10 protein-coding genes, 1 tRNA gene and 1 pseudogene are annotated in these 12,572 nt (G+C 60.2%); 5 read left to right on the forward strand and 7 right to left on the reverse strand.

What is annotated here, in order from left to right:
* Positions 1-25: 25 nt before the first annotated feature.
* The 4 genes from E0H22_RS23045 to E0H22_RS23060 form a co-directional block, all read right to left on the reverse strand.
* A complete protein-coding gene (locus E0H22_RS23045; protein ID WP_233023278.1) occupies positions 26-1,636 on the reverse strand; it encodes an ABC transporter substrate-binding protein in 1,611 nt (536 codons plus the stop codon).
* A gap of 333 nt (positions 1,637-1,969) precedes the next feature.
* Positions 1,970-3,463 (reverse strand): MocR-like pyridoxine biosynthesis transcription factor PdxR, encoded by a 1,494-nt coding sequence (gene pdxR, locus E0H22_RS23050; protein WP_233023279.1) that lies wholly within the window; start codon positions 3,461-3,463, stop codon positions 1,970-1,972.
* A 437-nt stretch (positions 3,464-3,900) separates the two neighbouring features.
* Positions 3,901-4,269 (reverse strand): MaoC/PaaZ C-terminal domain-containing protein, encoded by a 369-nt coding sequence (locus E0H22_RS23055; RefSeq protein WP_347340811.1) that lies wholly within the window; start codon positions 4,267-4,269, stop codon positions 3,901-3,903.
* A 35-nt stretch (positions 4,270-4,304) separates the two neighbouring features.
* Positions 4,305-4,892: an MFS transporter gene (locus E0H22_RS23060; protein WP_347340838.1), complete on the reverse strand. Its 588-nt coding sequence runs from the start codon at positions 4,890-4,892 to the stop codon at positions 4,305-4,307.
* A 103-nt stretch (positions 4,893-4,995) separates the two neighbouring features.
* Here E0H22_RS23060 and E0H22_RS25975 point away from each other — a divergent pair, with 103 nt between their 5' ends.
* Together E0H22_RS25975 and E0H22_RS23065 are read left to right on the forward strand one after the other, a co-directional pair.
* Positions 4,996-5,121, forward strand: coding sequence for a hypothetical protein (locus E0H22_RS25975; protein ID WP_283818756.1), 126 nt, complete (start codon positions 4,996-4,998; stop codon positions 5,119-5,121).
* 5 nt (positions 5,122-5,126) lie between these two features.
* Positions 5,127-5,411, forward strand: coding sequence for a hypothetical protein (locus tag E0H22_RS23065; protein WP_233023281.1), 285 nt, complete (start codon positions 5,127-5,129; stop codon positions 5,409-5,411).
* A 168-nt stretch (positions 5,412-5,579) separates the two neighbouring features.
* Here E0H22_RS23065 and E0H22_RS23070 read toward each other — a convergent pair whose 3' ends face one another.
* The 3 genes from E0H22_RS23070 to E0H22_RS23080 all read right to left on the reverse strand — a co-directional run bounded on the left by E0H22_RS23070 (position 5,580) and on the right by E0H22_RS23080 (position 9,580).
* Positions 5,580-7,514 (reverse strand): hypothetical protein, encoded by a 1,935-nt coding sequence (locus E0H22_RS23070; protein ID WP_233023282.1) that lies wholly within the window; start codon positions 7,512-7,514, stop codon positions 5,580-5,582.
* Positions 7,515-7,867: 353 nt separating this feature from the next.
* Positions 7,868-7,944 (reverse strand) — tRNA-Arg (locus E0H22_RS23075).
* 157 nt (positions 7,945-8,101) lie between these two features.
* Complete coding sequence (locus tag E0H22_RS23080) at positions 8,102-9,580, reverse strand: sensor histidine kinase (protein ID WP_233023283.1); 1,479 nt, start codon at positions 9,578-9,580, stop codon at positions 8,102-8,104.
* Between the two features lie 434 nt (positions 9,581-10,014).
* Here E0H22_RS23080 and rpmH point away from each other — a divergent pair, with 434 nt between their 5' ends.
* The 3 genes and pseudogenes from rpmH (at position 10,015) to yidC (ending at position 12,455) form a co-directional block, all read left to right on the forward strand.
* The gene (gene rpmH, locus E0H22_RS23085) at positions 10,015-10,149 is read left to right on the forward strand and encodes a 50S ribosomal protein L34 (protein ID WP_011471298.1); all 135 of its coding nucleotides are present in this window, start codon (positions 10,015-10,017) and stop codon (positions 10,147-10,149) included.
* A gap of 25 nt (positions 10,150-10,174) precedes the next feature.
* Positions 10,175-10,507: pseudogene (rnpA, locus tag E0H22_RS23090) on the forward strand (ribonuclease P protein component); the annotation flags it as partial.
* Positions 10,508-10,598: 91 nt separating this feature from the next.
* Positions 10,599-12,455: a membrane protein insertase YidC gene (yidC, locus tag E0H22_RS23095; RefSeq protein ID WP_233023284.1), complete on the forward strand. Its 1,857-nt coding sequence runs from the start codon at positions 10,599-10,601 to the stop codon at positions 12,453-12,455.
* The last annotated feature ends 117 nt before the right edge of the window (positions 12,456-12,572 follow it).

Genomic DNA, 12,572 nt, shown 5'->3' on the forward strand with positions numbered 1-12,572 from the left:
TGGCACCGCCGGCTGTCGCTCGGGTTTACTTGCGGCGCAGATCGCGGAAATCGACCTGACGATGGAACCAGTAGGTGTAGCCGTCGAGCTGCGGGATCATTACCGCGTCCTGATTGGCCTGCCAGAGCAGCGCCATCGGCGCCTCCTTGACGTATTCGGCGATCATCTCCTTGCCAATCGACTCGTATTTCGCCTGATCCTGCTCGAAGCGGGCCGCATTGGCCAGTTTGACGATCAGCTCATTGTTCCAGGAGCTGTAGTTCCAGCGCTGATTGCCTGTGAAGAAATTACGGAAAAAGTAATCCGTGGTCGGCAGCCAAGCGGTGGAACCTTCGGTGAAGAAAGGCAGCTTCTTCTCGGTAACCTGCGTGGACATCTGCGAGTCCGGCAGCTTCTGCACATCGACATCGATGTTCAGCTTGGCGAGGGACTCCTTCAATAGTGCGGCCATCGGCTCGGTGATCGCGGCCGAGCCTACATTGATGCTGAAGGTCGTCTTGAAGCCATTGGCGAAGCCGGCCTCGGCGAGCAACGCCTTGGCTTTTGCCATGTCGGTCTTGACCGGCATCGCCTGCGGGAATTCACCGGTGGGCGGCGTGGTCCATGATGCGCCGAACAGCGGGAAGCCACGCTTGAAGATCGCCGCCTTGAACATGTCGTCATAGGGCAGTGCAGCGACGATGGCCTGACGAACCTTCAGATTGTCGAATGGCGCCATCTGCGTGTTGAAGGCAATCATGGTGAAGCCGTTGGTCTGCGGCGTCGATTCCACCTTCACCTTGCCACGCTGCTGCAGCGCCGGCACATCGCTGGCCTGCAGATCGATGGCGATATCTGCATCGCCCTTCTCGATCAGATTGGCGCGGGTGGCGGGATCGGCAATGGTCTGCTCGATCACGCGCTTGAAGTAGGGCAACTGGCCGCCTGGGCCATTCTTCCAGTTTTCGTTCCGGCGCAGGACAATCTGCTCGCCGGGCTTGAATATTTCGACGGTGTAGGCGCCGCCTGCGGCCGTGTTGGTCTTCAGCCATTCCTGCGCCCAGGGATCTTCCGCGGTCGCGTGCTGCTTGGCGAGCTTGCTGTTGAAGATTGGCGCCAGCGGCGTCGCGAGATTGGCCAGTGCGAGACGATCGGCCTTCGGTAGCGTCACAATCACCGTCCTGGCATCCAGCACGGCGAACTGCTCCGCCTTGGTCAGCGAGCCCGTGCCCATCTGGCCTGCCGCAATGGATTTTGCGGTGACGGCGCGATCAAGCGACCACTTCACGTCATCCGCGGTAACCGGCGTGCCGTCATGCCACTTGGCGTCCCGGAGCTTGAAAGTGATCTTGAGGCCGTCCGGGCTGATCTCGTAGCTCTCGGCCAGTTCGCCCCGGATCTTGCTGCGGTCGAACACCCAGACGCCGTTGTCGTCGCGCTTGCGATCGAAGGCGACGAGACGATCATAGATGCTGGTGGAGACGCCGAAGGCCTCGCGGGTCGCACCCGGCGTGGTGGGATCGAGGGTCGGGATATTGTTGCCCGTCACCTGGCGCAGCGTTTCCGCCCGCGTCTGTGCCTGCGCCGATATCGATGCCATCGCCAGCAGGAGCGCGCTGCCCATCAGTCCCAACAAACGCCCGCGATCCACCACCATCTGCCACTGTCCCCTGTCGAACAACGTTCTGCAAATTTCGACGCGTAAAGCGCATCCGGATAGAGCCAGACTTGTCAGAAAGGACTGGGCCAGATCGCCGGATGACACGATAAAGCGCAAACGAAACGTCCGCGTGCCGGGTTGTCGCGCAGGTGCTGCAAGCGAATGCAGCACAGCCTGATGTCAGGCGCTGATACGAAATATGCTGCAGCTGATGCAGGATTGATGCGGCGCTGGCATCGCAACGAGGCCACGCGAAAGCGGCAATGACCGGAAATTGATCAATTCGCAGGCGATCTCACCGAGCCGCGACGACTCAACGGACAGGCCCGATTATTTTTTTGCTGCGTCGAGAATTCTCGCCATTTTTGCAATCAGACGCGGCGCATCTTCCGTCTTGAGGCGGCCATAGCCTAGCACGAGACCGGAATAGATCGGCCGCTCCAGATGGTTCTGCGACAGCGGTTGCACATGCAATCCCGCCGCTTTCAGCAAACGCGCCGCTTCGGTATCGCTCATCCGAGCCTGCAGCCGATCGGTAAACAGCGCGACCAGATGCAGCCCGGTGGCACACGGCGCGACCGTGAGGTCATCCGGCAAATAGGTCGTGATGGCCGTCATCAGCGCTTGTTGCCGCTCCGCATAGATCTTCCGCATCCGGCGAAGATGGCGCAGCAGATGGCCCTGGCGCATGAATTCGGCCAGTGCACGCTGACCCACGCCGGAGCTGTGAACGTCGATGCGCGCGCGCCCTCTGGTGAAGATCTCAACGAAGCGTTCGGACGCGACGATATAGCCGAGACGCAAGCTCGGCATCATAACCTTGGAAAAAGTGCCGAGATAGATCACCCGCTGCTCCCGATCGAGCGACTTCAGCGAGGCAATCATGCTGTCCTGATGCCGGAATTCGGAATTATAGTCGTCCTCGATAATCCAGACATCGTTGCGATTGGCCCAGTCGAGCAGTTCGAGCCGCCGTTCCAGTCCCATGCTGACACCAAGCGGATATTGATGCGACGGCGTCACCACGATCAGCTTTGCATGCGGCGCGCGCCGGATGCCTTCTGTCACGCAGAGTCCCTTGCCATCCACCGGCACCGGCACGAGCTTCGCCCCCGCTGCCGTCAGCGACCATTGCGCCTCGACGAAGCCGGGCTCCTCCACCCACACCTCGTCCCCGTGGTCGAGGATCAAGCGGCTGCACAAATCCAGCGCGCTCGATGTCCCCGACGTAACGACAATCTGCCCGGGCGTGCAGACCAGGCCGCGCACCGCGCCGAGAAAATCCGCAATCTCACGCCGCAATTCCGGAAGGCCGGCTGCGGACAGATCGAGGCATTCCTGCTTGTCGGGCTGCTGCGACGTCTGGCGCAGAAGTCGCGCCCATTCTCCGAAGGGGAAGGTCGAAATGTCGGGCGCCCCGGGGCTGAAATCGGATTCCCAGTTGGTGTCATAGGTGAAGTCGATCAGCGACTGCCAGCGCTGCGAGATCGGACCCGCAATACGCGAGGCATCGGCCAATACGGTTGCGGGCACTTCCGCATTCCGATGAACCGTGGCGACCGACACACCACCGCGCGGCGTCGATTCCAGATAGCCCTCGGCGTAAAGGATATCCCAGGCACTGAGCACCACCATGCGCGAGCAACCGAGTTCTCGCGCAATTTCCCGCGAACCGAGAAACTGAGTACCGGCCGGCAGCGTCCCGCGCAGGATGCCATCGCGCATCTGCGCAGCAATCTGCTGCGGCAATGCCACCGGCGAGGCGCGGTCGAGGCGAATACCTATCAGCGAGATTCGTCGTCGCGGGCTGATGGAATTTCGCATAAGCAGGCCTGACATGCGGTCGAAATGGGCGCGTCCGGACACCTAACAGCCCGGCAAGAAGAACGTCTACCGCGCACCGCGAGCGAACCGAAAACCTCTGCTCGCATCTCCGACGCCCGCAGCCACAGCAACGGTTATCCGTGCACGACTGCGCCGCTCACAGACAGAGCGCCGCGCTCAAACTTTGACCCGTGGGAGAATGTGCGATCGCTTCAAATGCTGTGGCAAAGGCCTCGTCTTAGCGAACGCCGTGCCCTCCGGCCACAACAGAGCAACGGCATCAAATCCAAGCGTTTGATTATATTATAAAATAGCCCGCCGGCGCGGGCGGTGATGGAAACTACGTTTACTCTGGAGCATTTCGCCTCGGGGCAAGGATGTTGGCGACCGCGACTTGCACTTCTTCGTTGTGCTGATTGAAGGTGCGCAGACGTACTTTAAGCAGACCAAACGCGGGGATTCGATCGTAATGGCCTCACCTCCAACACCTCTGTCTCGATGCGCAAGATATCGCCTGGGCGTACGGGACGCGGCCAGCGGATTTCTTCTCCGCCGGCGCCGATAACGCCGCCGATGATCGGGAGCCCGCCATCCACCAGCAGGCGCATCGTGGCAGCGGCGGTATGCCAGCCGCTTGCCGCAAGCCCGCCGAAGAATGACGTTCTGGCTGCATCCGGTTCAAGATGGAACGGTTGCGGATCGAATTCGGCAGCAAAGCGCATGATCGCATCGGCTTCCATATGGAACGGCCCCGCTTCAAATCGTTGGCCATCGGCAAAGTCCTCGAAATAAAGCTTGGCCGTCATCGTAGATCCTCCGTTAAGGCCTGAATTCCTTGGGATTAGGAAACGCGCGAACTGTCCGTTGCCGCGGCCGGCACAGCGGACACGGAACCGCGCTCTATGAGCCGATGGGCGACTTCTGCGGTCAAAAGGCCGGCAAAGATCAGAACAGCTCCAATCAAACCCAGAAAGCGCGGATCAAGCACTTGGAGGACGGCTGCGCCGAGTGCACCGGAGGCCGAGACGCCGATATAGATCGCGGCTGCGTTCAAGGCGATCAGGAGGGGCGCCTTGACGGGTGCGATGCCAATGAGGCGATGCTGCTGAGGAACCAGAACGCCCCAACCGGCGAAACCCCAGATGATGAGCGTGACACTCGCGCCGATAAAGGTCCCGCTCGTCACCGGCATGAGGGCAAAATCCAACGCAGCGATCGCCGCGGCGGCATTGATGATCCTACGGCTTCCGAACCTGTCCGTCAGGACGCCCGTGGCCAGATTGCCGGCTATCGCGGCAATTCCCCACATCGAGATCAGGGCTGCCAGAAGCGACCCATCACCACCGGTGGCACGCTCGAAGGCAAGGCTGACATAATTGTAGACGGTATAGAGGCCAGATAGCACGAACAGGGTCGTAAGCAGTGTCATCGCCACGCGGACGTCGCCGAGCGGCGCCAAACGCGGCCAGTGTCCCGGCGAAGACTGCGGGTGCGAATTGTTAAGTGCCGAGGAGGAGAGTCGGGACGAATGCATGCAGCGCGGCGTCTCGGAAGAAGGACTTGCAGAAGAACGAGAGTGGGAAGCCAAGCAGCGCAAGATGATGGAGGAGCATGCTCGCCGAATCTACGGTGCAAGGGGCGATATCGAACCCAAGTAAGCGATGTGGCGGACGCAAAATTTCCCAAGGATAATCACAAGCTTGAATGGCGCGCCGTTGGCGCGCACCTGATCGCGGCCGTCGATCAAACGGCTGCGCCTTCCGGAACGGCATCGGGACCGCTCGACCACAGTCCAAAAGCTCGTGGCACCGGCCCGCGTTCCATGGTGCGGAGTCGAGAAGGCATCTATGACCGCGATAAATTCCTGAAGTTCGTCGAAAGGTATGACACGACAATCTCGGATACCCGGCTGGGCGTGATTTCGAGAGCATCGCCCGATGCTGCATGATCCGGTGAGACACCTTCACTTTGAGGCCTGTGTGATGAGTCGGTAGTCGTGCCCATCAGTGCCTCCCGTCCCTGATCGCGATCACCATCTTCGCCACTAGTATCGATAAAAGCAAATGCCGCGTCGAATTCGCGTGCCTGTCTCAGTCCTTCACCGGCATGATCGAGTTTATTCGGAAGGTGCTCCACTGAACTGGTCAGCGGCACCTAACAGGCCGCTTGCCATGAACGCATTGGTGAATGGCGATACTGCGGGAAACTGGACCTCGACCTCATCACCGCGTCTAATTTCGAGAACACCTCGATCAACTCCCTTCCACATGACAGCTGCGTTTTTGACTGGCGCTATCTCGGTTACAGTGCGAGCCACTGCCTCTATCCATTCGGACGGCATCTCGTTCAAATCAATCAAACATGGCAACTGCCTCAACAACGCCAATACCGGAGCGGCTTGTCCCGCAAGCGTAAGGGTCACCACGATGTCGTCGCTGTCCCACATGATAGGTATAGCGACCTGTCGGGTCTGACCGCCTTCTATGTCCACTTCGAGGGCGTCAGCAAGACGCCCGACCTGATCCGCAAATCGGTCGGATGTCTTGTCAGAGCCAGCGATTCCCAAACGAGACAGGTTGAGGATGCCATCCCGATAACCGATAGGGCATATCTGGTCGTCATGTTTCCCATTGAAGTGCTGGGCTACGGCACCCACGCCCACTTCCACGAATGGAACAAGGTGATCCCCTATCCGAAGAGTATGTTCCTGATAGAGCATCGTCCCATCAGCGATACGCCCCGGCCCCAAAGAAATAAGGACGGCTAGTGGCGGCTCAGCAGCCTGTTCAAGATCAGCTAATTGGGTCGCGCCTCTCGGGCTCTGAGGTTCTGCTGGTGTCCCAAGATACTCAGGTATGAGATTGTTGCCCCGATAATGGTCGCTCAAGAGCCGTTTCCATTGCGGGACCGACACCCGACCGTCAAATCGAAATAGCTTCGTGTATTCGGAGTGCTTTCCGGCATGATCGATGGCCAAATCAATTCGCGATAAGTATTTCTCACCGCTATAAGCGCGGATTGCGCCATCAAAGTGGGTGATGGCGCTCGCGCTATCCGAATACTCAGCGTGCGCATACCGACATCCGTACCGACCGTCCGCGAGCCCAGGCGATGGGTCTTCGATGAGTTCTTCTACCTCAAACGTGCGGTAATTAGTCGGCACGCCATCCACGATGCGCGTTTCGGGGGCTTTCCACCAAATTTGGGTTCGATCTACGCCTTCAAAGCGGCGTGTATGATCGTCTGCCTTATGTTCAGCAACCCCGTTAGGGATCTTGCTGATGTCATCATTATATTTCGGGCCACGCCAATACTCGAGCTCAATGAGACTCCTCACAGAGGCGGAATGGCCAAGTAGATCAGGGTCGAGCCTAATTCGGGCTCGTATACCAGGAGTTGCCTTGGCTACTTCCGCGAAGCGGCTGAGGAAATCGATATTGAGAGAGTTCAAATGGGACAGCCGTCGCCGGAAGAAACGATGCGCGACCAAGACCAAGTCACGGTTCTTATCGTGGAAAACGCCCGGCAAAAGCTCGACGGTCCGCGATAGAAGCTCCTGATAATCAACAAGGCCGTCTTTATCGACCAGATCAGCGCCCGGTGCAAAAAACTCTGGATAGAGATTGGCGGCCAGGCCTTCTCTTCGCGCGAACACGGCCTCCATGCGGATGAACGTCAAATCCGGATCGTTTAGAAGTCCGATCTTTGTCGAGAGTTCGTCTCGAAACGAACGGGTTTGAGCATCGTTGACGCGACGCCTGTGACACGCAACCATCGTTTGCAATTGATCGCGATCCGCGTCGTTCTCGGGATAATCAATGCGCCCCAAGACGCGAACCATCTCGCCGTCGATGTAATGTCCGAGATTTTGGCTCCATCCGATGACTCGGTGCATATCGTGTTGCATGTGCGCGGGCGTTCCGAGCGGCGCTCGGGATAGCCAAGCTTCACGTACATGTTCTTCTTCTGCGCGCATCAGGACAGCGGCAGGAAATCTGATGTTCTTTCTGTTGACCCGGTCGGTATTTAACACCGCAAAGTCTGACTTCACGCTGCGTCTCCTCATTGGGCTGCTTATGTAAGGATTTCTAACGTCTCTTGCCAAAGTCGAGGCGGTAAATCCGCTGTACACCGGCTCTCCGCGTCAGACTCGCGCATGCCTCATGACCCCAGAGACATTCAACTGGCTTGGCAATGCGAGTGCGCCATCTTCACACTCGGAGCATCACCACAACGTCGTTGATCGAACTGAGACTACGAGCAGTGCACCAGCACCAAGTTTGCTCGGTCGCCTTCGCAACGTCAGTTGGTATCAACTTGGTATAAGCGCGCAAGATCGGCGATATTGTCGCCCAACGCGAAATCGCACCAGAACGAAAAACCCTGCAATTTCAGCAATTTGAATGGCGCGCCCGAAAGGATTCGAACCTCTGACCCCCAGATTCGTAGTCTGGTGCTCTATCCAGCTGAGCTACGGGCGCGTGCCGCGACGTGGGATCTATAAAAGACCACCGGTGTCGGATGCGTTTCGGAAAGCGATGTTTGCGAAAGCGCGCCATCCCTAACGGGTTGGCGGCAGCTTGGCAAGCGCCCGCAAGCGGATATTTCACTCGCGTGACACACCACCCTCCCGGCCGCTCAGGCCCGGGCCCGTTCGCCGCGGATACTGAGCAGTTCCACCGGCCGGTCCGGCAAGGTGATCCGGAACGTCGCGCCGATGGTGCCCTCCACCAGCGCGATATCGCCGTCATGGGCGCGCACCAGCTCCGCTGCAATCGCGAGACCCAGCCCGCTGCCACCGGGACGGGACGAGCCCTGAAACGCCTCGAACAGATGGTCCTTCGCCCTTTGCGGCACACCGGGGCCGGTATCGGAGACTTCGAGAATCGTCACGGCCCCCTCACGGCGGCCGGTAATGCGAATCTGGCGCGGCGCTGCGTCGTTGTCGGGCTGGCCTTCCAGCGCCTGGGCGGCATTCCGGACCAGATTGAGCAGGATGCGAAACAGCTGGTCCGGATCGGCATCGATCATCAGGCCGCGCTCGATGGCGTTGATCCAGCCGATGGCATCATCGGTGGCGAGGCCGGCGGATTCCCGCACGTCGCTGACCACCTGCTCGACCGCGATCATGCGTCGATCGGGCGGGGCTTCCTGGGCGCGGCCATAAGACAGGGTGGACTGGCAGAAGGCGATGGCACGCTCCAGCGAACGCATCAGCTTCGGCGCAAAGCGCTGCACGCGCGGATCGGGCACGCTGGCGAGCTGGTCCGAAAGCAGCTGCGATGACGCCAGCAGATTGCGCAGATCATGATTGATCTTCGAAACCGCGAGGCCGAGTGCGGCGAGACGGCTCTTCTGATGCAGCATCGAGACGAGATCGCGCTGCATGTCGGAGAATTCGCGTTCGGCGACGCCGATCTCGTCGGCACGCGAGCTGGGCACAATGATACGCGCCGGACTTTCCGGATTTTCGTGGAAGGCAACCATATTCGCCGTGAGGCGTCGCATCGGGCGCACGAACAGATAATGCAGAGCGAGATAGACCAGGCCCGCGGAGAGGATGGCCAATCCCAGCGACACCCACAGCAGGTTGCTGGAGAAGCGGTACATCGCCTGTCGCAGCGGCAATTCGTCCACCACCACCTCGATGAACTGCGCTCCACCCGGCGCTGGGCCGATGATGCGCATGGTCTGGTTGCCGGTCTCGAACATCAGCTGAAACGCATCGACGATGGCCGACCACACGGTCATCGCGCGCATGTCCACGTCATGATCGATCTGCGACGGCAGATCGGCGCTGGCGAGCAGACGGCGCTGCTGCCCCCATTTGATGGCGACGGCGCGGGCGCCGATGCTGCTGAGAATCTGCCGCGACAGCGACTCCGGAACCATGCCGAGCGGCGCGGCATCCAGCACCAGCGCAGCGGTGTTGGCAGCCGCCAGCCGGTCATTGAGGCGGTTGATGCGAAAATTGGCGATCGAGGGGACGTAAATCAGGATCTGAGCCAACAGGACCAGCGGAATGGTCAGCAGCAGCAGCTTGCCGGACAGGCCGAGCTTGCGCAGCGGGCCGAGCCGGAGCAGAGGTTCGATGGGCCTTTCATCCGCCGATGCCACGCAATGAGCCTCAGATCTCGCTGACGGGACGTTGAACGATCTCAAGATACGGGTCCAACGACGATTCGTTACGAATCGTAACACTGGCTCCGGCGCCTGTCCGCCGAGCGAACGAATTACAAATCATGTGATAAGCCCCTGTCCCGATCGGCTCGTCGGAGCCGGAGGTATCTTTTTCCGGCGCCGATTGCCGTTGATTTATCAGGCGATCCCGCAAGTTATTACCGGGCAAGATTGACGAAAACAGGACGCTCGCTTATAAGCCGCGCCAACTGTCCGCGATGGTCCGGCCATGGCCGGGGCGGCTCCTATGGGGCCGAACGCGCTTGCAGCCGGAAACGGCTCGCGAAGTCAACATCTTAGGGCACATCTCATTCAATTGGTGATCGATTGCCAGCTTGGCGATTTGTTGCCCGGTCATCGGAGTACGACCCGTGAAGCGCACTTATCAACCCTCGAAACTGGTGCGTAAGCGCCGTCACGGCTTCCGCGCCCGTCTCGCCACCGTTGGCGGCCGCAAGGTTCTCGCTGCGCGCCGCGCCCGTGGCCGCAAGCGCCTCAGCGCCTGATCGGATCACCTTCCGAGACATCCTCATGGAGCGGCTCAGGCAGCGGGCGGACTTCCTCGCTGCCGCCGCTTCGTCGCGTGTGAACGCCCCCGCCTTTGTACTGCAACGGCGGCACCGTGACGATGCCGGCCCTGTCAGGGTCGGGTTTACCGTTACCAAGAAGAATGGAACCGCCCCCGAGCGAAACCGGATCAAGCGCCGGCTTCGCGAACTGGTGAAGCGCGTCGATCCATTGTCTATGCGCGCCCACAGCGATTATGTGCTAGTCGGCCGTCGCACCGCGCTGACGCGCGATTTTGCCACCATGCTCGACGATCTCCGCTCGGCGCTGCACCGCCTCGACCGGCAATCTTCAAAAACGACGTGACCTGAGGCCTCCGGCCTGCCACAAGCAGCGCGCAACCGGCCACCTGCCGCCGCACATGCATTCGGATGACGAGACCTGAACGATGACCGATAATCGCAACACCATCATAGCCGTCGTTCTGTCCGGCCTGGTGCTCCTTGGCTGGCAATATTTCTACAACATCCCGCAGATGGAAAAGCAGAAGGCGCAGCAGGCTACCCAAGCCCAGCTCGCCAATCCTGCGCAACCCGCGGCCGGCAGCAACACCCCGCAGCCCGGCGCGGCCCCGACGCCGGGCGCGCCCGCCAATGCCGCCCCGTCCAACGCGCCGGTCAGCCGTGACACCGCCATTTCGGCCACCAAGCGCGTCAAGATCGATACCCCGCGCCTCGCCGGCTCGATTTCGCTGAAGGGCGCGCGCCTCGACGACATCGCGCTCACCAATTTCCGCATGACGGTGGACCCGACCTCGCCGCCGATCACGCTGTTCTCCCCCTCGGGCACTGCCGCGCCTTATTACGCCGAGTTCGGCTGGGTCGGCGCTTCCGGCACCACCGCCAAGCTGCCCGATGCCAATACCGAATGGACGCAGGAAGGTTCGAACGCCCTCACCCCGTCGTCTCCGGTGGTCCTGAAGTACAATAACGGCGAAGGCCTCACCTTCACCCGCACCATCGCGATCGACGATCGCTATCTGTTCTCGATCAAGGACGATGTCGCCAATTCCGGCAGCAATCCGGTGACGCTGTATCCGTTCGCGCTGATCTCGCGCCACGGCACGCCGCATGTCGAAGGCTACTACATCCTGCATGAAGGCATCGTCGGTTATCTCGGCGACCAGGGCCTGCAGGAATACGGCTACAAGAAGATCGAAGAAGCCAAGGCGGTGAACTTCAACGTCACCAATGGCTGGCTCGGCATCACCGACAAATACTGGGCGTCGGCGCTGCTGCCCGACACCACTGCGAAGCTGCAGGCGCGCTTCTCGTCGAACATGGCCGGCACCGTTCGCACCTATCAGACCGACTATCTGCAGGACGCACAGACAGTCGCGCCGGGCGGCACCACCACGGCCAATGCCCGCCTGTTCGCCGGCGCCAAGGAAGCCGCCACCGTCGGCATCAATTTCCCGCTCGCGGTCGGGCTCGGCGGCTACAACCAGTCGCTCGGCCTCAATCATTTCGATCTCCTGATCGACTGGGGCTGGTTCTACTTCATCACCAAGCCGATGTTCCTGGCACTCGACTGGTTCTTCCACCTGTTCGGCAATTTCGGCGTCGCCATTCTGCTGGTGACGGTGCTGGTGAAGATCATCTTCTTCCCGCTCGCCAACAAATCCTACGCCTCAATGGCGAAGATGAAGGCGATCCAGCCGCAGCTGCAGTCGCTCAAGGAGCGCTATCCGGACGACCGGATGAAGCAGCAGCAGGAGATGATGGAGATTTACAAGAAGGAGAAGATCAATCCGGTCGCCGGCTGTCTTCCCGTCCTGCTGCAAATCCCGGTGTTCTTCTCGCTCTACAAGGTTCTGTTCGTCACCATCGAAATGCGCCACGCTCCGTTCTTCGGCTGGATCAAGGACCTCTCGGCGCACGATCCGACCAACCTGTTCAACCTGTTCGGCCTGATCCCGTTCGACCCGACCACGATCCCGGTCCTCGGCCACTACCTCGCGCTCGGCATCTGGCCGATCATCATGGGCATCACGATGTGGTTCCAGATGAAGCTGAATCCGACGCCGCCGGACCCGACGCAGAAGATGATCTTCGACTGGATGCCGCTGATCTTCACCTTCATGCTTGCGGGATTCCCGGCCGGTCTCGTGATCTACTGGGCCTGGAACAACCTGCTCTCGGTGCTGCAACAGGCCTACATCATGAACAAGAACGGCGTGAAGGTGGAGCTATTCGACAACATCAAGGCGACCTTCAGCAAGAAGCCCGCCGAGAAGAAGAGCTGACGTAGCCCCGCATTCATGGTTCAAGACGGCGCCTGCGGCGCCTCCTCACCATGAGGGCGGAGCGTAAAACCTAACCAACGTAGCCCTCATCCTGAGGAGCGGCCCGCTTGGGCCGCG

It is taken from the genome of Rhodopseudomonas boonkerdii (assembly GCF_021184025.1).
In the GTDB taxonomy this organism is placed as follows: domain Bacteria; phylum Pseudomonadota; class Alphaproteobacteria; order Rhizobiales; family Xanthobacteraceae; genus Tardiphaga; species Tardiphaga boonkerdii.

Excerpts from the sequence above, each read along its gene's own strand:
- E0H22_RS23045 (WP_233023278.1), bottom strand. The coding sequence starts at position 1,636 with ATGGTGGTGGATCGCGGGCGTTTGTTGGGACTGATGGGCAGCGCGCTC.
- pdxR (WP_233023279.1), bottom strand. The coding sequence starts at position 3,463 with ATGCGAAATTCCATCAGCCCGCGACGACGAATCTCGCTGATAGGTATT.
- E0H22_RS23055 (WP_347340811.1), bottom strand. The coding sequence starts at position 4,269 with ATGACGGCCAAGCTTTATTTCGAGGACTTTGCCGATGGCCAACGATTT.
- E0H22_RS23060 (WP_347340838.1), bottom strand. The coding sequence starts at position 4,892 with ATGACACTGCTTACGACCCTGTTCGTGCTATCTGGCCTCTATACCGTC.
- E0H22_RS25975 (WP_283818756.1), top strand. The coding sequence starts at position 4,996 with ATGCAGCGCGGCGTCTCGGAAGAAGGACTTGCAGAAGAACGAGAGTGG.
- yidC (WP_233023284.1), top strand. The coding sequence starts at position 10,599 with ATGACCGATAATCGCAACACCATCATAGCCGTCGTTCTGTCCGGCCTG.